Origin of the sequence: Actinosynnema sp. NPDC023587 (assembly GCF_040640215.1) — a bacterium.
Lineage (GTDB): Bacteria > Actinomycetota > Actinomycetes > Mycobacteriales > Pseudonocardiaceae > Actinosynnema.
In genome coordinates this window covers 278,159-299,622 of sequence record NZ_JBFABG010000006.1, presented here as the reverse complement: position 1 = coordinate 299,622, position 21,464 = coordinate 278,159, and the positions used below count along the sequence as shown (strand labels likewise).

The 21,464-nt window shown below is 70.7% G+C and carries 16 protein-coding genes; 8 read left to right on the top strand and 8 right to left on the bottom strand.

The features are described from left to right. Window positions 1-56 precede the first annotated feature (56 nt). Window positions 57-1,463 carry a family 2B encapsulin nanocompartment shell protein gene (locus AB0G01_RS19170; protein WP_360947162.1) on the bottom strand — a complete coding sequence of 469 codons (1,407 nt, stop codon included), beginning with the start codon at window positions 1,461-1,463 and terminating at the stop codon, window positions 57-59. Window positions 1,464-2,392: 929 nt separating this feature from the next. On the opposite strand from AB0G01_RS19170, the gene AB0G01_RS19165 reads away from it, so the two are divergent. Beyond that, entirely contained in the window at window positions 2,393-3,187 is a 795-nt protein-coding gene (locus AB0G01_RS19165; RefSeq protein ID WP_360947160.1) for a cyclase family protein, read from the top strand. 70 nt (window positions 3,188-3,257) lie between these two features. Here the strand turns inward: AB0G01_RS19165 and AB0G01_RS19160 are convergent, their stop codons facing one another. Next, window positions 3,258-4,766 (bottom strand): GGDEF domain-containing protein, encoded by a 1,509-nt coding sequence (locus AB0G01_RS19160; RefSeq protein ID WP_360947158.1) that lies wholly within the window; start codon window positions 4,764-4,766, stop codon window positions 3,258-3,260. Between the two features lie 59 nt (window positions 4,767-4,825). Between AB0G01_RS19160 and AB0G01_RS19155 the strand changes: the two genes are divergently transcribed. The 4 genes from AB0G01_RS19155 to AB0G01_RS19140 all read left to right on the top strand — a co-directional run bounded on the left by AB0G01_RS19155 (window position 4,826) and on the right by AB0G01_RS19140 (window position 8,000). Then, window positions 4,826-5,344, top strand: a complete 519-nt coding sequence (locus AB0G01_RS19155; protein WP_360947156.1) for a MarR family transcriptional regulator — start codon at window positions 4,826-4,828, stop codon at window positions 5,342-5,344. A gap of 252 nt (window positions 5,345-5,596) precedes the next feature. Next, on the top strand, window positions 5,597-6,220 hold the full coding sequence (locus AB0G01_RS19150) for a DUF4360 domain-containing protein (protein WP_360947154.1): 624 nt from the start codon (window positions 5,597-5,599) through the stop codon (window positions 6,218-6,220). Window positions 6,221-6,300: 80 nt separating this feature from the next. Further along, window positions 6,301-6,936, top strand: a complete 636-nt coding sequence (locus tag AB0G01_RS19145; protein WP_360947152.1) for a DUF4360 domain-containing protein — start codon at window positions 6,301-6,303, stop codon at window positions 6,934-6,936. 167 nt (window positions 6,937-7,103) lie between these two features. After that, entirely contained in the window at window positions 7,104-8,000 is an 897-nt protein-coding gene (locus AB0G01_RS19140) for a hypothetical protein (RefSeq protein ID WP_360947150.1), read from the top strand. Between the two features lie 594 nt (window positions 8,001-8,594). Here AB0G01_RS19140 and AB0G01_RS19135 read toward each other — a convergent pair. The 5 genes from AB0G01_RS19135 to AB0G01_RS19115 all read right to left on the bottom strand — a co-directional run bounded on the left by AB0G01_RS19135 (window position 8,595) and on the right by AB0G01_RS19115 (window position 16,713). Continuing rightward, window positions 8,595-10,034: a glutamate synthase subunit beta gene (locus AB0G01_RS19135; protein ID WP_360947148.1), complete on the bottom strand. Its 1,440-nt coding sequence runs from the start codon at window positions 10,032-10,034 to the stop codon at window positions 8,595-8,597. Next, the gene (gltB, locus tag AB0G01_RS19130; RefSeq protein WP_360947146.1) at window positions 10,027-14,511 is read right to left on the bottom strand and encodes a glutamate synthase large subunit; all 4,485 of its coding nucleotides are present in this window, start codon (window positions 14,509-14,511) and stop codon (window positions 10,027-10,029) included. The genes AB0G01_RS19135 and gltB overlap by 8 nt, the downstream gene beginning before the upstream one ends. Window positions 14,512-14,912: 401 nt before the next feature. Continuing rightward, window positions 14,913-15,125, bottom strand: coding sequence for a hypothetical protein (locus AB0G01_RS19125; protein ID WP_360947145.1), 213 nt, complete (start codon window positions 15,123-15,125; stop codon window positions 14,913-14,915). Between the two features lie 226 nt (window positions 15,126-15,351). Then, on the bottom strand, window positions 15,352-16,056 hold the full coding sequence (locus AB0G01_RS19120) for a VIT family protein (RefSeq protein WP_360947143.1): 705 nt from the start codon (window positions 16,054-16,056) through the stop codon (window positions 15,352-15,354). A 93-nt stretch (window positions 16,057-16,149) separates the two neighbouring features. Further along, window positions 16,150-16,713 carry a hypothetical protein gene (locus AB0G01_RS19115; RefSeq protein WP_360947141.1) on the bottom strand — a complete coding sequence of 188 codons (564 nt, stop codon included), beginning with the start codon at window positions 16,711-16,713 and terminating at the stop codon, window positions 16,150-16,152. A gap of 463 nt (window positions 16,714-17,176) precedes the next feature. Between AB0G01_RS19115 and AB0G01_RS19110 the strand changes: the two genes are divergently transcribed. The 3 genes from AB0G01_RS19110 (at window position 17,177) to AB0G01_RS19100 (ending at window position 20,103) form a co-directional block, all read left to right on the top strand. Further along, window positions 17,177-17,860, top strand: a complete 684-nt coding sequence (locus tag AB0G01_RS19110) for a response regulator transcription factor (protein ID WP_360947139.1) — start codon at window positions 17,177-17,179, stop codon at window positions 17,858-17,860. Next, the gene (locus AB0G01_RS19105) at window positions 17,857-19,140 is read left to right on the top strand and encodes a HAMP domain-containing sensor histidine kinase (RefSeq protein WP_360947137.1); all 1,284 of its coding nucleotides are present in this window, start codon (window positions 17,857-17,859) and stop codon (window positions 19,138-19,140) included. The genes AB0G01_RS19110 and AB0G01_RS19105 overlap by 4 nt, the downstream gene beginning before the upstream one ends. A 252-nt stretch (window positions 19,141-19,392) precedes the next feature. Then, window positions 19,393-20,103 carry a CAP domain-containing protein gene (locus AB0G01_RS19100; RefSeq protein WP_360947135.1) on the top strand — a complete coding sequence of 237 codons (711 nt, stop codon included), beginning with the start codon at window positions 19,393-19,395 and terminating at the stop codon, window positions 20,101-20,103. A 106-nt stretch (window positions 20,104-20,209) separates the two neighbouring features. On the opposite strand, the gene AB0G01_RS19095 is transcribed toward AB0G01_RS19100, so the two are convergent. Continuing rightward, window positions 20,210-21,403, bottom strand: a complete 1,194-nt coding sequence (locus AB0G01_RS19095; RefSeq protein ID WP_360947133.1) for a site-specific integrase — start codon at window positions 21,401-21,403, stop codon at window positions 20,210-20,212. Window positions 21,404-21,464 lie beyond the last annotated feature (61 nt).

Genomic DNA, 21,464 nt, shown 5'->3' with positions numbered 1-21,464 from the left:
GGTTGCCTTCGCGGATCTCCGCTGGACGACGGCCGGCCGTCGTCGCGGGGTGGTGCTCAGTCCTCACGGCCGAGTTCGACGTGTTCGAGCACGCCGAGCGCGTCGGGCACCAGGATCGCCGCCGAGTAGTACGCGCTGACCAGGTAGGAGATGATCGCCTTCTCGTCGATGCCCATGAACCGCACGCTCAGGCCGAGCTGGTACTCGTCGGGCAGGCCCGTCTGGTGCAGCCCGATGACGCCCTGGTTCTGCTCGCCGGCGCGGAGCAGCATGATCGAGCTGGTGCGGTTCTTGCTGATCCCGATCTTGCCGCAGGGCAGGATCGGGACACCGCGCCACGCGGGCACCTGGTGGCCGTTGATGTCCACGCTGGACGGGTAGATGCCGCGCTTGGTGAACTCCCGGCCGATCGCCGCGATCACCCTCGGGTGCGCCAGGAACGCGGTCGGCTCCTTCCACACCACGCCCAGCAGCTCGTCGAGGTCGTCCGGGGTCGGCGGGCCGGAGCGGGTGTGGATGCGGTGCTTGAGGTCGGCGTTGTGCAACAACCCGAATTCCCGGTTGTTGACCATCTCGTACTCCTGGCGCTCGCGCAGGGCCTCGATGGTCAACCGCAACTGCTGCTCGACCTGGTTCATCGGCTGGTTGTAGAGGTCCGCGACGCGGCTGTGCACCTTCAGCACCGTCTGCGCGACGCTGAGCTCCAGCTCGCGCGGGGCCAGCTCGTAGTCCACGAACGTGCCGGGCAGGTCCGGTTCGCCCTCGTGCCCGGACGCGATGTCGATCTCGGCTTCGCCGTGCGCGTTCTGGCGCTGCGCGCCGCCCGCGAGCCCGCGCTGGATGTGCGCGCGCAGGCCGCCCGCGTTGCCGTTGAGGGTCTCGAAGTCCGACCAGCTCAGGGTGAGCGCGATGACCGGCGTGACCGCCTTGACGGTGAAGTCCCACTCGGCCTGCGGCCCGGCGAGCACCTGGTCGCCGAAGTAGTCGCCGTTGGCCAGCACGCCGAGCACGGTGTGGTCGCCGTACTCGCCCCGGCCGATCTTGTTGACCTTGCCGTGGGCGATCAGGAAGACCTGGTCCTGCGGGCCGCCCGCCTCGACGATGACGTCGCCGGGGGCGTACTCGTGCTGGCGGAACCGGCCGGCCAGCGCGGCCAGCGCCTCGACGTCGTCGTAGCCGCGCAACAGCGGGAGCTCGGTCAGCTCCTGCGGGATGACCTGCACCTCCGCGCCGGTGTTGGTGAACGTCAGCCGGCCGTCGCCGATCGCGTAGCTGAGCCTGCGGTTGACGCGGTAGGCGCCACCGGCGGCCTGCACCCAGGGGAGCACCTTGAGCAGCCACCGCGAGGTGATGCCCTGCATCTGCGGGACGGACTTGGTCGTCGTGGCCAGGTTCCGCGCCGCCGCCGTGCCGAGGCTCAGCCTGGGCCGATCGGTGTCCACGTCCGCATCGGTCACAGTCACCACTCACACCGCCAATCGGATTCGTTCGTTGGGCCGGATTGACGGTAGTGACGCCGAATGCGCAGCGGGAAGCGGCCAACACGGCGACCTTCCATAGAGCTATTCGGAGGGCATTGGTATACGCGGAGTACAGGTCGTGGGCCTCGCAAGCAATTACGGGTGAACTTGCGCGGCGTTAGGGGGGCCATTCGTGGTCACTTGGAATTTGTACCTCTACTGGGCTAATAAAATTCACCTGAAGGTGCTGTTGACGCCGGGGTTTGTTGTCATTCCGGTCTGCATACCGCCGATCTGCGGCTTGAAGATCATCCATCAGGAGGAAGGCTTTCGCGGTACCGCACCGGGATTCTTTGGCCGAATGATCGTCCTGGTGGTGCCGGACGGGGGCGCGGAGGGGTGCGGAGTGTGCGGACGTTGCTCCGTCCGATCACACAGCGGTAGCCAGGTGGGTGTGTGGGGTTGCGCCGGCGCGGGATGTGATGTCGATCAAATCGTGGGTGCCGCTTCGTAAGACCGCACGATCGAGTGATGCGCATCAGGATGAGACCGGTACCCGTCCGGGTGACGGCGGGCGAATCGCCGGACGAAACCGACGCCGGCGGTCGAACGCGACACCGGATTTCCACTGGCCCGTCCGGGCGCGAGGGGTCGATCCCGCCGGCACCGGACCGCCGGGGGTGCGGGTGGGCGCGCTCGCCGCGCCGGTTGGGGGTTGCTGCCCGTGTCGAAGCTGGTGACAGGGCGTGCGGAACGGGTGCGGTGAAGGACCGGTGCGCCCGTTCGGCCTCCGGGGAAACCGTCCGGCAGATCATCGTTATGTGATCGGCCAGCGGTTAAGGTTGCCCGGATCGGGTGACAGCTAGGCGGAGGAGTGGCCGACAGTGCGCAGGCGGTCGATGCTCGCGGGCGTGATTTCTACAGTGGGCGGCATGTTCACCGGAGCTGGGGCCGCCGTGGGTGGCGAAGCGGGTTCATCGGGTGGTACCGGTTCGTCGAGCGGTGTCGGCTCGCCGTTGCGGGGCTACCGGCTGGTGAACCTGGCGCACGTCAACGACCCGGGGCGGACGAACGTCTACCCGGGAGACCCGGCGTTCACCATGGAGACCGTGACGACCGTCCCGGACGACGGCTTCTACCTCCAGTACGTGCGCCAGGGCGAGCACACCGGGACCCACTGGGGCGCGCCGGCGCACTTCAACGAGGACCAGCCCCACGCGGACGAGCTGGACGCCGAGGACCTCTTCCTGCCGGCGGTGAAGATCGACGTGCGCGAGCAGGCCCGGCGGAACGCCGACTACGAGGTCGGCGTCGCCGACCTCCAGCGCTGGGAACGGCGGCACGGCCGCATCCCCCAGGAGGCGGCGGTGGTGCTGTGGACCGGCTGGGAGGACAGGTGGGGGACACCCGCGTTCTTCAACCACGACGAGTCCGGCCAGATGCACCAGCCGGGGTTCTCGCTGGAAGCCGTGCGGTGGCTGGTGCGCACCGGGCGGCTGGGCCGCCGTGGAGCGCTCGGGACCGACACGTTCAGCCCCGAATCGGCGTTGGACACCTCCTACGCGGTGTCGAAACTGCTCTACCGGGAACACCGGATCAGCCTGGAGATCCTGGCCAACCTGGGGCGGTTGCCGGAGACCGGGGCCTACCTGCTGGTCGGCGGCACGGTCAACCGACGGGGATCGGGGTCACCGGCCAGCGTCTACGCGTTCGTGCCCAAGCGCTGAGGGAGCAGGGCGCTGGTGGCGGCGCTCGTCCCGGCCGGACCCCGGCTGGTCGCGGACGGTGCCCGAGCGCTCAGGGGTGGATCACCAGACCTCGGCCGCCGTCGCGCTTCGCTTCGTACATGGCCTTGTCGGCCCGGTTCAGCACCGACTGCGCGGTGTCCTCCGGGTCCGGGCTCGCGCAGACCACCACCCCCACGCTGGCGCTGATGTCCTCGCCGAGCGCGTCCAAGATCCGGAAAGCCACCTTCTCCGGTTCTTCCACGCCTTTGACCAGCACGCCGAACTCGTCGCCGCCCAGGCGGGCCACCACGTCGGTGTCCCTGATGCACTTCCGCAGGCGTTGGGCCACCTGCTCCAGCACCGCGTCACCCTGGGCGTGGCCGGACTGGTCGTTGACCGACTTGAAGTCGTCCAGGTCCACGAACAGGAGGCCGAAGGGCGTGCCGTCCTCGTGGTGGGCGGCCATCGCCTGGTCCAGTCGTCGTTCGAACAGCGCGCGGTTGGCCAGGCCGGTCAACGGGTCGTGCTGCGCCTGGTGGGCCAGGACGTGTTCGGACTCCCGCAGCAGGGCGGCCAGGGTGGTGTTGTCCACGATGGTCGTCAACTGGCGCAGGATCACCGCGACGAACACCGTGAAACCGCAGGCGATCTCCACGCCGTCCAGGGGTGCCAGGTCGCCGATGAGGGTTCGGCGCAGCACCAGCACGCTGCTCACCAGCAGGGGCACGTACGGCATGAGCAGGTACGCCCACTGCCACGACCGGGCGGTCCTGGACGGGGCGGTGTGGTGCGCGGGCGGGACCAGCGCCGCCAGGGCGATCAGCACCGGACCGACGACGAAGCCCGCGTTGGCCAGCGGCGGCACCTCGGGGGCCTGGATGCTGACCAGGTAGGCGAAGGCGCTGTCCGACGCCGCCAGGCCCACCAGGCCCAGGCCCAGCAGGCGTAGCTGGGGGCGCAGCACGACCTTCCGGTCCGCGCTCAGCACCACCACGATGACCAGCAGGACCAGGTCCGTGAGCGGGTAGGCGATGGCCACCAGGAACGCCGCCGTGCTCGGGTTCCCCGCCTGCACCAGACCGCCCAGGGACGTCGTCCAGGTGAGCAGGAACAGGGAACCGACCACGATCAGGCCGTCCAGCAGCAGGACCAGGCGGGCGCTGCGCGACCTGCGGTCCAGCAGGGCGTCCGGGTTCTCCGAGCGGCGGTGGCTGCCGATGACCAGCAGGGCCACGAAGGCGAACGGGACGATGCTCAGGTAGCCCGCGTCCGCCGGCGACGGGGACGGCACCGCGCGCTCCTCGACGAGCTGGTACCAGGTCCACAACGACTGGCCGACCGACCAGCCCAGCATCCCGAAGCCCATGACGACCCGCCACGCCCGGTCGGGGCCCCGGGTCGCGCGTGCGGTCCACCAGCACGCGGCGGTGGCGAAGAGGCCCGTCGCGAGCTGCGCCAGGTCGTCCAGCGCCACGGCGGCGTCGCCGGTGACCACGTCGAAGCTGGCCGCCACCGAGGCGGCGGTGGCCAGGGCGAGCGCCAGCGCCGCCGTGATGCCGAACCGCCTTGTTCCCAGCACGTCGGCAAGTGTGCCCCATTCGCGTTCCGCTGACCGGGTTGCCCTGCGAGGATGCGCGGGTGGCAGAGCAGGAGGTCCCCCTCGCGGAGGACGTGGCGACGGAGCAGGATTACGAGCGGTTCGCGCGGCACCGGATCGCGGAGAGCGGCGGTGACGCGGAGGCGTTCGGGCTCTCGTACAACGTGCTGCACCTCGCGTACATGATGATCACGGACTACGAGGCGCTGGTGCACCGCGAACAGGGGTGGACCATGCCCGGGTTCCGGTTGATGTTCAAGCTGTGGATCCTCGGGCCCACCCAGCCCGCCCGGTTGGCCGACCTCTCCGGCACCACCCGGTCGGCCATGTCCAACCTGATCAACACGTTGGAACGGGCCGGGCTCGTCGAACGCACCCGGGACGACCAGGACCGGCGCGTCGTGTTCGTCGCGCTGACCGAAGAGGGCCGCACGGCGGTCTCCGGGATCTTCCCCCGGCAGAACGGCCGGGAAGCCCGGTGGTTCGAGGCCCTCGATCCGGGCGAGCGCGCCCACATGGTCGAACTCATCCGACGGGTGGTCGCGGCCCGCCCCGACTAGGCCGGTCGTCGAATGTTCCCGGCGCGGTGTCGGGTTTTTCGTCCGAACGGGAGAGACAGTATTAGATAAAAGTGTTGTTGCGGGTGTGACGAGTTTCGCGCGGTGTGGTCATCCGACGTTGTGGAGAATTTCCGCCGGCTATCGGCGGACGTTTGAAATAAGGTCGCCACCCGGTTGGCGGAACGTGCGGCATGATTCCTGCGCTACATTTCCAGCGCGCCGCCGCGTCACCACGCAGCAGAAAGGCCCTTCATGCTGACCACAATGGCAGCGGCTGCCCTCGCATTGACCGCGCTCGTGCCCACCGGCGGAGTGGTGCAGACGGAGGCCCCGCCCGACTACGTCACGGTCGACCTCGTCACGGTCAACGGCTCGGGGTGCCCGGCGGGCACGACGGCGGTCGCCGCGTCGCCCGACCGGACCTCGTTCACCGTCACCTACAGCTCCTACCTCGCCCAGGCCGGCGCGGACACCGAACCGACCGACTTCCGGAAGAACTGCCAGCTCGCACTCCGGGTCAACTACCCGCAGGGTTTCACCTACGGGGTGGCCCAGGCCGACTACCGCGGGTTCGCGCACCTCCAGCCCGGCGCGAGCGCCCTGGAGCAGGCCGGCTACTACTTCCAGGGCCAGTCGGGCACCACGCGCAAGAGCCACACGTTCCGCGGCCCGCAGAGCGACAACTGGCAGGCCACGGACAGCACCGAATGGGGTTCGATCGTGTTCGCGCCGTGCGGCGAGCGCAAGATCCTCAACGTGAACACCGAACTGCGGGTCAACGCCGGTAATTCGCGCGGGACGAGCTTCATCGTGATGGACTCGACCGACGGCAGCGCCGGCACCCGGTACCACTTCTCCTGGAAGCGCTGTAGCTGATCCCTCCGGACAGGCCGCCGCCGCGAGCTCAGCGTCAATTTCCTGCCGCCGCCGCGTGGAACTAGTCGGAAGGTGCATTCATGCTCAACTTCGTGGCTGCGGCCGCCCTGGCTTCGACAGCGATCATCTTTCCCCCCGGAGGTGCGCCCGGTGACGATGCGCCGCCTCCCGGCGTGATCTACGTGAAGCTGCTGACCGTCAACGGCTCGGGCTGCAAGCCCGGCACCGCGGCCGTCGCGGTCTCGGACGACCGCCAGGCGTTCACCGTGACCTACAGCGAGTACCTGGCCAAGGTCGGGCCGGGTGCCGGACCGGCGGACTTCCGGAAGAACTGCCAGCTCAACCTGGAGGTCCACGTGCCGCAGGGCTTCACCTACGGCATCGCCAAGGCCGACTACCGGGGCTTCGGCAAGCTGGAGCGGGGCGCGTCCGGTACCGAGAAGGCGAACTACTACTTCCAGGGGATGTCCGAGACGACCTACAAGTCGCACTCCTGGAACGGCCCGCTCGACGACAACTGGGAAGCCGACGACGAGGTCCCGATCGGGGCGGTCGCCTACGCGCCGTGCGGGGAGAAGCGGAACTTCAACATCAACACCGAGCTGAGAGTCAACGCCGGCACGTCCGGCACCCGGGCCACCAGCTTCATGGCGATGGACTCGACCGACGCCAGCCTGAAGACGACCTACCACTTCGCCTGGAAGGCCTGCCCGTAGGCGGCGGTGCGCGGGAGCGGTGAACGCGGACGGGCCGGGCAGGCGCGCGGCTGCCCGGCCCGTTCCGTCCCCCGTCCGAGTGGATTCCCGGCGTGTGGTCGGGCCGGATCGATCACCGGTGTGCACGCTGGGGGGCCACGTGGCGCGACACGAGTGTTGGGGGCGCGATGAGCACTTCCCAGGACCGGGCGGGACGCGGCCACCGGCCGTTGCGGCGGGAACCGCCCCCCGAGCCGCGTCGGGCGTCGGCGCGCCGGACCGGCCCACCGCCCCGGCGGCGGCCGAGGTTCCTGACGACCGGGCGGGTCGTGCTGTGCCTGGTGCTCGTGCTGGCGGTGACGGCGGTCGCGAAAGTGGTCGAGCCTACTCTGACCCCGCTGATGACGGCGGGTCTGGCGGTCGCGCTGGGCGCGGTGCCGCTGATCGTGCACCTGCTGCGCGAGCTGCCGGAGGTCCGGACGCGCGGCACCGGCCCGGGACCGCTGGTGCGGGCGGCGTTCCTGCTGCTCGTGGTCGGGGGTGCGGTCGCGTACCTGATCGCGGCGTTGACCGACCGGGTGACCGCCCACGAAACCGTGCTGGCGCAACGACTTGCCACGCCGGTCGGCGGCCACGTGGGACCGGTGGAGGTCACGGTGGAGCGGGTGGAGGTGACCGACAACTTCACCAAGGTGACGGTGTCGGCGGTGAACCGGAGCGCGCTCACGGCGAAGGTGAGCGTGGTCGACTCGTGCCGCCTGACCGGCGCTGCCGGTGCGGCTGGCGCGGATGGCGCGGCTGGCGGGGACAGCGGAAACAGCGGAAACAGTGGGGACGGTGCGGAGCTGAGGCTCGACGGGTTGCTCGACGTGGTGCGGGAGCGGTTCTTCCTGAACGTGCCGGGAGGTGGCGCGGAGGTGCGGACGACCCTGGCGTTCCCGGGCACGCCGACCGCGCACGAGACGACCGTGGCGCTGAACTGCGGGTCGGTGTCGTGGAGCGGGACCGACCCCCGGTGGACCGGCGGCGATCTGGCCGGCCGACCGCTGCGCGTGACCGACATCCACCTGCTCGCAGTCCACTGAAGCGGTCGGCCAGGGCGTTCGGCCAGGGCGTTCGGCCACAGCGTTCGGCTGGGCGGTCTGTGGGGCGGGCGACTGCTCGCAGTCCACTGAAGCGGGCGAGCGGCGGGTGCCGGTCGGAGGGCCGGCGGCTGACGGTGGCACGCGGCTGGCGGCGGGCGGCGGGCGGCGGGCGAGTGGCTGGTGGTGGCGGGCTACTGGCGGCGGTGAGTCGCTGGCCGTGGTTGGCGGGTGGTCCGGAACGAGAACCGAGGCGCGAGAGGCGAGATGCCTCCCGGCCATCGGGCTCGCGGGACGCCGGCTCGTCGTTGCGGGTAGTCGGCGTTGTCTGGCCGGCATTGTCTTGCCGGCGTTATGTGGCTGGCGTTATCTGGCTGGCGTTGTCTTGTCTGTGTTGTCTTGTCTGGGGTGCGTTGGCGTGGGCTCGTGCGGTGGGAAGCCTCCGATGGGCGGACTACGTTGTCCGGCCACCGGAGGCCGTCTCGGGGGTTACCGGGGTGGTTCGAGGCGGTCGATTTATCAAACCGAGCATCTGGAACGGTGTTTTCGTACAAACTGCCGGGATCATTCACCCGTTCGTGCCAGTGGCCGTTCCGCCTAGGTCAGGGGGCGGTCGGTCGGTTCGATCGGCCTGGGCAGGACCTGCCGCCCCGTCAGGTACGCGTCGACGCCCGCTGCGGCCGAGCGGCCCTCGGCGATCGCCCACACGATCAGGGACTGGCCCCGGCCCATGTCGCCGGCCACGAACACGCCGTCGACCGACGTCGCGAACTCCTGGTCGCGGGCCACGTTGCCGCGCTGGTCCAGGTCGACGGCCAGGCCGTCGAGCAGCCCTTCCGTCTCCGGACCGACGAAGCCCATGGCCAGCGTCACCAGTTGGGCCGGGAGCTCCCGCTCGGTGCCCGGCACCGGCTCGAAGCCGTGCACCTCGACCAGCTTGATGGCGCGCACGGCACCGTCCGCGTCGCCGAGGAACTCCACCGTGGACACCGCGTAGACCCGCTCGCCGCCCTCTTCGTGCGCCGAGGTGACCCGGTACAGCGTCGGGTAGGTGGGCCACGGGTTGATCTCGGCGCGCTGCTCCGGCGGCCGGGGCATGATCTCCAGTTGGGTCACCGAGAGCGCGCCCTGGCGGTGGGCGGTGCCGACGCAGTCCGCGCCGGTGTCGCCGCCGCCGATGACCACGACGTGCTTGCCCTCGGCGGTGATCGGCGGTGCGGCCAGGTCACCGCGCGCCACCCGGTTCGCGCCCGGCAGGTACTCCATCGCCTGGTGCACGCCGGCCAGTTCACGGCCCGGCACGGGCAGGTCGCGCCACGCGGTCGCGCCGCCCGCGAGCACCACGGCGTCGTAGGACGCGCGCAGCTCCTCGATCGTGACGTCCACGCCGACGTTCACGTTCGTCCGGAACTCGGTGCCCTCGGCCCGCATCTGGCCCAGCCTGCGGTCCAGCCGCCACTTCTCCATCTTGAACTCGGGGATCCCGTAGCGCAGCAGGCCGCCGATGGCGTCCGCCCGCTCCAGCACCACGACGTCGTGGCCGGCGCGGGTGAGCTGCTGCGCGGCGGCCAGGCCCGCGGGCCCCGAACCCACCACGGCGACGCGCCGGCCGGTGCGGGTCCGGGGCTCCTGCGGCGTGACCCACCCCTCGTCCCAGGCGCGGTCGACGATCGAGATCTCGACCCGCTTGATGGTGACGGGATCGCCGTTGATCCCGACCACGCAAGCGGCCTCGCACGGGGCGGGGCACAACGTCCCGGTGAACTCCGGGAAGTTGTTGGTGGCGTGCAGGCGTTCCGCCGCTTCGCGCCAGTCCTGCTCCCACACCAGGTTGTTCCACTCGGGGATCAGGTTGCCCAGCGGGCAGCCCTGGTGGCAGAACGGGATGCCGCAGTCCATGCAGCGCCCGGCCTGCTTCTCCAGCCGGGGTCGCTCGAACTCCTCGTACACCTCGCGCCAGTCCCGCAGCCGCAGGAACACCGGCCGGCTGCGCGGGGTCTCGCGCTCCGTGGTCAGAAAACCGCGCGGATCAGCCATGTGCGGCCTCCATGATCGCCTCGTCGACGTCGCGGCCTTCCTGCTCGGCCCGCGCCTGTGCCGCCAACACCCTCTTGTAGTCCTTGGGCATGACCTTCGCGAACCGGTCGACCGCGAGGTCCCAGTCCGCCAGCAGCCCGTGGGCCACCGCCGAACCCGTTTCGGTGTAGTGCTTCTCCACCGCGGACCGCAGGAAGTCGCGGTCCGCGTCGTCCAGCGGGTCGAGGTCGACCATCTCCGGGTTGACCCGCAGTTCGGCCGCGTCGAGCAGGTAGGCGATGCCGCCGGACATGCCCGCCGCGAAGTTGCGGCCGGTCTGCCCGAGCACGACCACCCGGCCGCCGGTCATGTACTCGCAGCCGTGGTCGCCCACGCCCTCGACCACGGCCAGCGCGCCCGAGTTGCGCACGCAGAACCGCTCGCCGACCTTGCCGCGCAAGAAGATCTCGCCGCCGGTCGCGCCGTAGCCGATCACGTTGCCGGCGATCACGTGCTGCTCGGCGGCGAACCGCGCGTCGGGCACCGGGCGGACGGTGATCCGCCCGCCGGACAGACCCTTGCCCACGTAGTCGTTGCCGTCGCCGATCAGCCGCAGGGTGATGCCGCGCGGCAGGAACGCGCCGAACGACTGCCCGGCGGTGCCGGTGAACGTGATGTCGATGGTGTCGTCCGGCAGGCCCGCGCCGCCCCACCGCTTGGTCACCGCGGAGCCGAGCATGGTGCCGACCGTCCGGTTCACGTTGCGCACCGGCAGTTCCAGCCGCACCCGGTCGCCGGTCGCGATCGCGCCCTCGGCGAGCTGGATCAGCGTGTTGTCCAACGCCTTCTCCAGCCCGTGCTCCTGGGCCGTGGTCCGGTGCCGGGCCGCGCCTGCCGGCAGCTCGGGCACGTGGAAGATCGGCGACAGGTCGAGCCCGGCCGCCTTCCAGTGGTCCACCGCGGCCCTGGTGTCCAGCAGCTCGGCGTGGCCCACGGCTTCGGCGAGGGTGCGGAAACCGAGCTGCGCCAGCAGTTCCCGGACCTCCTGCGCGACGAACTCGAAGAAGTTCACCACGTGCTCGGCCTTGCCCGCGAACTTCGCGCGCAGCACCGGGTTCTGGGTGGCCACGCCCACCGGGCAGGTGTCGAGGTGGCAGACCCGCATCATGACGCAGCCCGACACGACCAGGGGAGCGGTGGCGAAACCGAACTCCTCCGCGCCGAGCAGCGCCGCGACCACCACGTCCCGCCCGGTCTTGAGCTGACCGTCGGTCTGCACCACGATCCGGTCGCGCAACCGGTTGAGCAGCAACGTCTGCTGCGTCTCGGCCAGGCCGAGCTCCCACGGGCCGCCCGCGTGCTTGATGGACGACAGGGGGGACGCGCCGGTGCCGCCGTCGTGGCCGGAGATCAGCACGACGTCGGCGTGCGCCTTGGACACCCCCGCCGCGACCGTGCCGACGCCGACCTCGGAGACGAGCTTCACGTGCACGCGCGCCGCCGGGTTGGCGTTCTTCAGGTCGTGGACGAGCTGCGCCAGGTCCTCGATCGAGTAGATGTCGTGGTGCGGCGGCGGCGAGATCAGGCCGACGCCGGGCGTGGAGTGCCGGGTCTTGGCGATCCACGGGTACACCTTCGCACCGGGGAGCTGCCCGCCCTCGCCGGGCTTCGCGCCCTGGGCCATCTTGATCTGGATGTCGTCCGCGTTGACCAGGTACTCGCTGGTGACCCCGAACCGGCCGGAGGCCACCTGCTTGATCGCGGACCGGCGCAGGTCGCCGTTCGCGTCCCGGACGAACCGGTCGGCGTCCTCGCCGCCCTCGCCGGTGTTGGACTTCGCGCCCAGCCGGTTCATCGCGATCGCCAGGACCTCGTGCATCTCCTTGGAGATCGAGCCGTAGGAGATCGCTCCGGTGGCGAACCGCTTGACGATCGCGGAGACCGGCTCGACCTCCTCGACCGGGATCGGCGTGGTGTCCTTGAACGCGAACAGGCCGCGCAGCGTCATCAGCCGCCGCGACTGGTCGTCCACGGCCTTGGTGTACTCCTTGAACACGTCGTAGCGCCCGGAGCGCGTGGAGTGCTGGAGCTTGAACACCGTCTGCGGGTTGAACAGGTGCGCTTCGCCTTCGCGCCGCCACTGGTACTCGCCGCCGGTCTCCAGCTCGCGGTGGTGCGGGCGCACGCCGTCCGCCGGGAACGCGACCCGGTGCCGCCGCGCGACCTCCTCGGCGATGACGTCGAAGCCGATGCCGCCCAGTCGTGAGGTCGTTCCGGTGAAACAGGAGTCGACGACCTCGCTGCCCAGGCCGATGGCCTCGAAGATCTGCGCGCCGGTGTAGGAGGCGACGGTCGAGACGCCCATCTTGGACATCGTCTTGCGCACGCCCTTGCCCAGCGCCTTGATCAGGTTCCGGGTGGCCGCCTTCGCGGTCGGCTCGGGCAGTTCCTCCACCGAGGCCATGGCCAGGTAGGGGTTTACCGCCTTCGCGCCGTAGCCGACGAGCAGCGCGATGTGGTGCACCTCGCGGGCGTCGCCCGCCTCCACGATCAGGTCCACCTGGGTCCGGGTCTTCTCCCGCACCAGGTGGTGGTGCACCGCGCCGGTCAGCAGCAGCGACGGGATCGGCGCGCGCGTGGCGTCCACGCCCCGGTCGGACAGCACGACCAGGCGCGCCCCGTCCCGGATCGCCGCCGACACCTCGGCCTTGATCTCCGCGAGCCGGCCGACCAGCGCCGCGCCGCCGCCGGCGACGTCGTAGGTGCCGTGCACGGTGTGGGTGCGGAACTCCGGCAGCTCGCCGTCGTCGTCGACGTGCACCAGCTTGGCCAGCTCGTCGTTGTCCAGCACCGGGAACGGCAGCGAGATCCGCCGGCACGAGTCCGCGCCCGCCACCAGCAGGTTGGGTTCCGCGCCCAGGGTGGCGTGCAGGCTGGTCACCAGCTCCTCGCGGATCGCGTCCAGCGGCGGGTTGGTGACCTGGGCGAAGAGCTGGGTGAAGTAGTCGAACAACTGCCGGGGGCGGTCCGACAGCGGCGCGAACGGGGCGTCGTTGCCCATCGAGCCGATCGGTTCCGCACCGGTCCGGGCCATCGGCCGCAGCAGGAGCGCCAGCTCCTCCTCGGTGTAGCCGAACGCCTGCTGACGGCGCACGAGGGAGGCGTGCGTCGGGATCTCGCGCTCGCGCGCGGGCAGGTCGGCCAGGTGCAGGACGCCGTCGGCGACCCACTCCCGGTACGGGTGCGCGGCGGCGAGCTCGCCCTTGATCTCCTCGTCGTCGATGATCCGGCCCTGCGCGGTGTCCACCAGGAACATCCGGCCCGGCTCCAGCCGGCCCTTGCGCACGATGGTGGCCTGGTCGAACTCCAGCACGCCCGCCTCGGAGCCGAGCACCACCAGGCCGTCCTCGGTGACCCAGTAGCGGGCCGGGCGCAGGCCGTTGCGGTCCAGCACCGCGCCGATCAGCGTGCCGTCGGTGAACGACACCAGCGCCGGGCCGTCCCACGGCTCCATCAGCGTGGAGTGGAACTCGTAGAACGCGCGTCGCTGCGGGTCCATCTCGGCGTGGTTCTCCCACGCCTCGGGGATCATCATCAGCACCGCGTGCGGCAGCGACCGGCCGCTCAGGTGGAGCAGCTCCAGCACCTCGTCGAAGGACGCCGAGTCGCTCGCGCCCCGAGTGATCACCGGGAAGACCCGCTCCAGGTCGCCCGGGATCAGGTCGGTGGCCAGCACGGACTCGCGGGCGTCCATCCAGTTCCGGTTGCCGCGCAGGGTGTTGATCTCGCCGTTGTGCGCCACGTACCGGTACGGGTGGGCCAGCGGCCACGACGGGAACGTGTTGGTGGAGAACCGGGAGTGCACCAGGCCGATGGAGCTGGTCACCCGCTCGTCGGTGAGGTCGGGGAAGAACTTCTCCACCTGGGGTTCGGTGAGCATCCCCTTGTAGACGATGGTCCGCCCGGACAGCGACGGGAAGTAGACGTCGGTCGCGTGCTCGGCGCGCTTGCGCACCACGAACGCCAGGCGTTCCAGTTCGAGGCCCTCCTCGCCGCCGAGGAAGAGCTGGCTGAACGCGGGCATGGTGGTCCGCGCGGTGGGTCCGACGTGGTCGGCGTCCACCGGCAGGTCGCGCCAGCCGAGGACGGTCGCGCCCTCTTCCGCCGCGATCCGCTCGATAACGGCCCTGACCTGCGCGTTGTCCTGCGGGAGGAACGCCGTGCCGACCGCGTAGCCGCCCGCTTCGGGCAGCGCGAAGTCGACCACCTCGCGGAAGAACGCGTCGGGCACCTGGATCAGGATGCCCGCGCCGTCGCCGGTCTCCGGCTCCGCGCCGCGCGCACCCCGGTGTTCCAGGTTGCGCAACGCGACCAGCGCTTTCGCGACGATCGCGTGGTTTCGCCGACCGGCCAGGTCGGCGACGAACGCGACGCCGCACGCGTCGCGCTCGAACTGCGGGTCGTAGAGACCCTGCGGCTGGTTGTGGTGGTGGGTCACAACGGGCCCTCCCGTGGCAGCGCCTGACAAGGCGTGTGGGCAAACGGAGATGGCCGAACGCCTGAGGACGCGCTTCGTTGACGCGTGGCGGCTCGGCCTGTGACTGGCTCTGGGACCCCGCGCCGGAAGATCGGCGGCGCGGGTTCCGCACTCCGTTGTGCGGTAACTGCACTTCCTTGCGCGCGGGTCCTGCGGGGGCCGGATCGGGCCGCTGGGACACGCGGAGCGGTGCACCGGGATTGCCGGGGTCTTGTGACGATAGTGTGAATTCGCGGTTATGGCTCTAGTCCGAGAGGGCGTCGTGGGGAATCCCACCCGCGGTTGACATCCATCCGACCACCGGGTTACACCCGGTCGGACTAGGCCCTCTGCTCAATCAGTGACTTCAGTGCGTTATGAAGTCACTTCCGGGTGGTGCGGGTGACGCGCCCGCAGCCCACGGCGGCCACCACGGCGAGACCGGCCAGCGCGCCCTGCCACCACTGCGCCTCGCTCAGGGCCATGATCGCGTTCACCCCGGCGACCAGGGCGAACAGGGCGGTGAGCAGCGCCCACACCCGGCGCTCGGCTCGAATGGTGCGCGGGGCGAAGAGGGTGGTCGAGGGGTGGGTCACGGCGGGCACCTCCGCTCCGGGGGCTCGACACGCCCGAACGGCGTCGAGTGCGACGCGAGTACCCGCCCGACGCGGACCTCACACCTCCGATGCGCGACTTTTTTGCCGATCTTGTCGGTGGCGGGGCGGAAGGCGACGGTCGAAGACCGATTTATCACCGAGCGTCTTCGAGTTTGACGGAACGTGACCGGGAGAGCGTGAGTCCGCGCCGCTCCCAGGGTCCGCGCTAGCCGACGGCGACGCCGAACAGCAGCCCGACGCCGTAGGTCACCACCATGGTCAGCGTCCCCACCACGACGTTGCGCCGCACCGCCCGCCACACCGGGCTGGACCCCAGGCGCGCGCTGACCACGCCGGTGAGCACCAGGCCGACCAGCACCGCCGCCGCGCACGCCCACACCCGCCAGGCGAGCGGCGGCAGCACGATCGCCACCAGCGGGATCAGCGCACCGAGCGCGAACGACACCAGGGACGCCCACGCCGCCTGCCACGGGCTGGTGAGGCTGTCCGGGTCGATCCCGAGCTCGGCCTCGGCGTGGGCGCGCAGCGGGTCCCGGTCGGTCAGCTCGCGGGCGACCCGCGCGGCCAGTTCCGGCGACAGGCCCTTGTCCTGGTAGAGGAGCGCGAGCTCGCGCTCCTCCTCGTCGGGCATCTCGCGCAGCTCGCGTTCCTCCAGCGCCAGCGCGGCCCGCTCGGTGTCGCGCTGGGTGCTCACCGACACGTACTCCCCGCCCGCCATGGACAGCGCGCCCGCGACCAGCCCGGCGACGCCGGCGGCGAGGATCGCGGTCCGGTCGGCCGACGCGCCGGCGACGCCGACGACCAGGCCGGCGGTGGAGACGATCCCGTCGTTCGCGCCGAGCACGCCCGCGCGCAGCCGGTTCAGGCGCTCGGAGAGGTCGTCGTGGTGGGGTTCGCCGGCGTGCGTCATGGGCGTGATCGAACCACCGGTGCCGTGGCTGTGCCGCGCTCGGCGGCGGGGGAGTCCGGGATGCCGGCCGGTGGACGTGTCGCGGTGCCGGGTTCAGCCCTCTTCGATGATCTGCCAGCGGGGGCCGTCGATCCAGGTGGCTTCGACGCGGGAGTGGTGGTCGGGGCTGTCGAACATGACCACGACGGCGTCCGCCGGCCGGCGGATGTCGACCGCGAAGCCCTGCCGGGGGGTGGCGGAGACGGGGTCCATCTCGCGGGGGGAGAACTTGATGGCCACGACCCCGCCCTGGAGCCGGAAGCTGCGCAGGTAGACCCGTTCGCCCTCCTGGACCTGCCAGGTGCCCTCCTCGGTGGCCAGGGCGGTGGCGGTGGGCGTCGTCGTGGTCGTGGGGGGCGTGGTCGTGGTGGTGGTCGTCTCGGGCGGTGCGGTCGTGGTCACGGCCATCGGGACGGTCGTGGTGGTGGTCGTGGGCACGACGGTGGTGGTCGTGGTGGGGGTGGTGGCGAGGGCAGTCGACTGGGCGGGTTCGGCGACGAGCCGGGGCCGTTCCGCGACGCCCGCTTCGAGCACGAACCGGATGCCGAGCCAGGACAGGGCCACGGCCACGGCGGTGGACGCCGACCACGCCGCGAGGTATTGCAGGCCCCTGGTCACGCGGCCATCCTGCCGGCGGTCCGGCCGCCGTGGACGCCTGGCCGCCCGGCACGTCGTTGACCTGCGTGGAGCTGTCGGGTGCCCTGCGCGGGCCGGCCGTCGACTCGCCCACCCGCCGGCGTGGTGAACCGCGCGGCGGGTTTTTCGGGGGCGCGGGTCGCCGGCCGGCGGGTGGAAAGCGCGGTTCGGGCCCGCCGAAGGGCCTCCGGGGCGGCCGGCGGTCATTTCGGAGTCCGCCGGTGGCCGATCCGGGGACAAATGCGTTTTCCGGCGGTCGCGGGGTTTGTCGTCGAACTTCACCGATTCGGTTCCGGTGAATTGGGCGTGATTCCGGCAATGCTCGGGTAGCGGGGCTGTCGGCTGGTGGCGGGCGACTGCGGTTGGTGGGTGCCGGTGTCGCCGGCAGGTCCAGCAGGTGGATGTTGTTCACCCGTTCGTGTCGATGGGCGTTACGGTGCGCGCCATGGTCTCGGTGTTGCTGGTCGAGGACGACCCGGTGGTGCGCTCGGCGGTGACCCGCGCGTTGACCGGGCTGGGGCACGCGGTGCTGCCGGTCGGCACGGCGCTGGAAGCCCTGCGGGAGATCGCGGGCGTCACCCCGTTCGACCTCGTCGTGCTCGACCTCGGGCTGCCCGACATGGACGGCGCGGACGCCCTGCGGATGATGCGCGGGCTGTGCGACGTGCCGGTGATCGTCGCGACCGCGCGCGACGAGGAGGCGGAGATCGTCCGCGTGCTCAACGCGGGCGCGGACGACTACCTGGTCAAACCGTTCTCCAGCGAGCACCTGGCCGCGCGCCTGTCGGCGGTGCTGCGGCGGGCCCGCAAGGAGGAGGCCCCCGAGCCGCTGCGGATCGGGCAGCTCACCGTCGACCTCGACCGGCGGGAGGCGCGGCTGGCGGGCCGCGAGCTCAACCTGACCCGCAAGGAGTTCGACCTCCTCGCCTACCTGGCCGCGCGGGAGGGCAAGGTCGTGCCGCGCGGCGAGCTGCTGGCCAACCTGTGGAACCTGCCCGGCCGGCACGACGACCAGACGCTCGACGTCCACCTGTCGTGGCTGCGGCGCAAGCTCGGCGAACGGGCCGCGCAACCCCGCTACCTGCACACCGTGCGCGGTGTCGGGTTCAAGTTGACGGCCGTCGAGTGAGGAGGTCGCTCGCGCTGGTCTCGCTGGCCGTCACCTCCATGGTGGCGCTCGCGTTCCTGATCCCGCTGGCCCTGGTGGTGCGCCAGCTCGCCGAGGACCGGGCGATGGCCGAGGCCGAGCGGCAGGCCGTCGCGCTCACCCCGGTCCTGGTGATCACCGCCGAGCCGGTCGACGTCGAGCGGGCGCTGGTGTCCACCGGCGGACGCCTGGCCGTTCACCTGGTCGGGGGACAGGTGATCGGCTCCGTGAAGGCCACCGCCGAGCAGCTCGGCCGCGCCCGCGAACAGGGCCTCGCCTTCGCCGATTCGGTGTCCGACGGGCGGGTGCACCTGCAACCCGTCGTGCTCGGCGAGGACCGGGTGGCGGTGGTCGAGGCGTTCGTGCCCGAGGACGAGCTGTCCCGCGGCGTCACCTCCGCGTGGCTGGCGCTCAGCGGCGTGGCGCTGTCGCTGGTGCTGGCGTCCGTGCTGGTCGCCGACCGGCTCGGGGCGCGGGTGGTGCGGGCGTCCCAGGCCCTCGCGGAGGGCGCGCAGCGGATGGAGCAGGGCGACCTGACCACCCGCGTGGTGCCCACCGGGCCGCCCGAGCTGGCCGACGCGGGCGGGGCGTTCAACCGGATGGCCGACCGGATCGGGCAGCTCATGGCCGCCGAGCGCGAGGTGCTGGCCGACCTATCGCACCGGCTGCGGACGCCGCTCACCGCGTTGCGGCTGGACTCCGAGACGCTCGGCGCGGACCCCGGTGCCAACCGCGTCCGGCAGGCCGTGCACGCGCTGGAACGCGAGGTCAACGAGCTGATCCGGGCCGCCCGCCGGGAGCTCGACGACCCCGAGGGCGGGCAGTGCGACGCCGCCCAGGTGGTGCACGACCGGCTGGTGTTCTGGTCGGCGCTGGCCGACGACCAGCAGCGGCGGTGGAACATGCGGGGCACCGAGCGCAGCGGGTTCGTGCCGCTCACCCGCACCGACCTGGCCGCGGCGATGGACGTGGTGCTGGGCAACATCTTCCGGCACACACCCGAAGGTGTGGGTTTCGTGGTGGCGCTGTTCCACCGGCCGGAGGTGGTGGTGATCGTCATCGAGGACGCCGGACCCGGCATCGAGGACCTGGAGACGGCGCTGCGCCGTGGAAGCAGCAGCGCCGGCTCCACCGGTCTCGGACTCGACATCGCCCGCCGCGCGGCCGAGTCCACCGGGGGCTCGCTGGTCGTGGACCGCGGGCCGCTCGGCGGCACCCGGGTTCAACTTCGGCTGACCCGGGTACCCGAGGTCCAAGGTTAACCGGCCGTTTCTTTCCGTCACCTCATACAACCTTTAAATGTTCCTTAAATAAATCATGGTTGACAATTCCGTGGTGACCGATAAGGTCATTTACGGAATTGAGGCCGACCGTAGTGCTCTCCCCCTTGCCCGGTCCGCCCGGTTCTCCGTTCGGTGCGGCGACCGCAGCGCGCTTACCCTGCGAAAAGTGCTCGTGCGGTCGCCGCGCCCGTAAAATCGTCTAGCGCAGATGAGGTTTTCCTCGTGTTCCGCATGAGCACCGCACTGCCGGTCGTCGTCACCCTCGCCGGGCTGGTCCTGGCCGGGTGCGGCGACGCCCGGGACGACGTCCGGGGCGTTGCGCAGGTGGCCGCCACGGCCACCACCAACGTCCGCACCACCTCGCACCCGGAGGCCCCGTCGGTCACCCCGACCCCCTCCGGGAGCACCTCCGCGACACCCCCCGCGACACCTTCGGCGGCACCTCCGGCGAGCACCGCCGAGACCACCGCCGAGCCGATCACGACCACGACCGCCGCCGCCGCCGCGACGCCCGTCGAGCACCGGGCCGCGCCCGAGCCCGTCGCGCCGGTGCGCGGTGACGTCGAGGCCGCCGAGGCCAGGGTGTTCACCCTGACCAACGACCAGCGCGCGGCCCACGGCTGCCCCGTGCTGGGGGTCGACGAGCGGCTGAACCGGGCCGCTCGCGGGCACAGCGCGGACATGGCCGCCCAGAACTACTTCGACCACCGGTCCAAGGACGGCCGCACGTTCGTGGACCGGGTCAAGGCCGCCGGCCACCCCTCGCCCGGCGCGGAGAACATCGCCGCCGGTCAGCGCACCCCCGAGGAGGTCGTGAAGGGCTGGATGGAGTCGCCCGGCCACCGCGCGAACATCCTGAACTGCGAGCTCAAGGCGCTGGGCGTCGGCATGGCGCGCGGCGGCTCGTACGGCGTGTACTGGACCCAGAACTTCGGCTGGTAGGTCGAGGCCGGGTATGTCGGTAGATAAGGCCTGGTCAAGTGGGTTATAGCCGTCTCGCGAAGGTGTCAGCTGGTCGAGTGGGGCGGTAAACGGACGAGATTGATGGTCACCGCCCGAGGGCCTCCAGTGCTGCTGCGCTTCGCGGGTTGGCGACTCGGGCGGGAACATAATGATCCTCGGCGATCTTGCGCGTGTTGCCTAGTTGGTTCGCCACGTCGCCGATGTCCAGGCCAGCCTCGTCCATCGCCCTCGCCACCGTTTTGCGCCCCAGTACGTGGCTGGTGAGGTCCGGGTAGCCAGCCCAGTCGAATGCCTCTCGCAGCTGGCGGCCGGCGGTGGTGAGCGACTGCCAGCCGCCCGACTCGGGAGACGGGAACAGCGGGCCGCCGCCGGCCGCCAGCTTGCGGCGTCGCCACATCGGCACGGACCACTCTGGTACGCGCAGGAGGAGTCCCTTCTGGCCGCCCTTGCGTCCGGAGACGCGGATCAGCCCCGCCTCCGGCTTCCGGACCAGGTGGGCATTCACCGTCAGGACTTGTTCCTTGTTGTCGAAATCTTCGCCAGTCAGCGCGAACAGTTCGCCGATCCGTACTCCCGTGGACAGGAGTCCGTCACAGCTATCGATCAGGTTGTCCCATACGCGACGGCGCGCCGATACTCGCCCGCGTGAATCATTCTGCTTTGTTTCGATGAACTGGCTCAGCTTCGCCCTGAGGTCTGCTACTTCGTCCTTGTCCAACGCGACGACTTCTTTCGGGTCGTGGTTGCGGAGACGCTTCATCTGGCGACCGTAGTTTCCGTGCAGGACGGTCGAATTGTGACGGATGACGAAATCGCAGATGAGCGTCAGCGTGGTCTTGACCTGGGCGGCAGTGCTGTAGCTGCGCAGATCCTGCGCCTCGTCCACCAAATCCTCGAACACTCCCACGGAGAGTTCGTGGAGTTGCAGTTGGCCACAGGCCGGAATGATCCACGTCCTGGTCCACGACCTGAAGTTCTTGACGGAACTCCAGGACATCGCCCCGCTATCGGCCTGCCCCTGGATGTAAGTGAGCCATAGCCCGCAAACTTTATCGAAGCGGGTTTCGCGGTTGATCGTCTTCTGCCGTACCTCCTTGGCCATCGACACGAGCTGCTTCTTGAGATTGTTCGTGGCTGCTGTCTTCGTGCGGCCGCGTTTCTTGACGCGAGGGAGGTTGCCGTTACGGTCGCGAAAGTAGGCGCTGGCCTCCCACCCGTTCGCGAGTTCGGTGGTGGTGATCTCGCCCCACGAGCCGACCGGTGTCCTGGGTCTCGCCATCACGCTGCTCCTTCGGTGCGCGCGCGTTCGCTGGCTGCGAGCTGCAAGGCGAGGCGCGCGG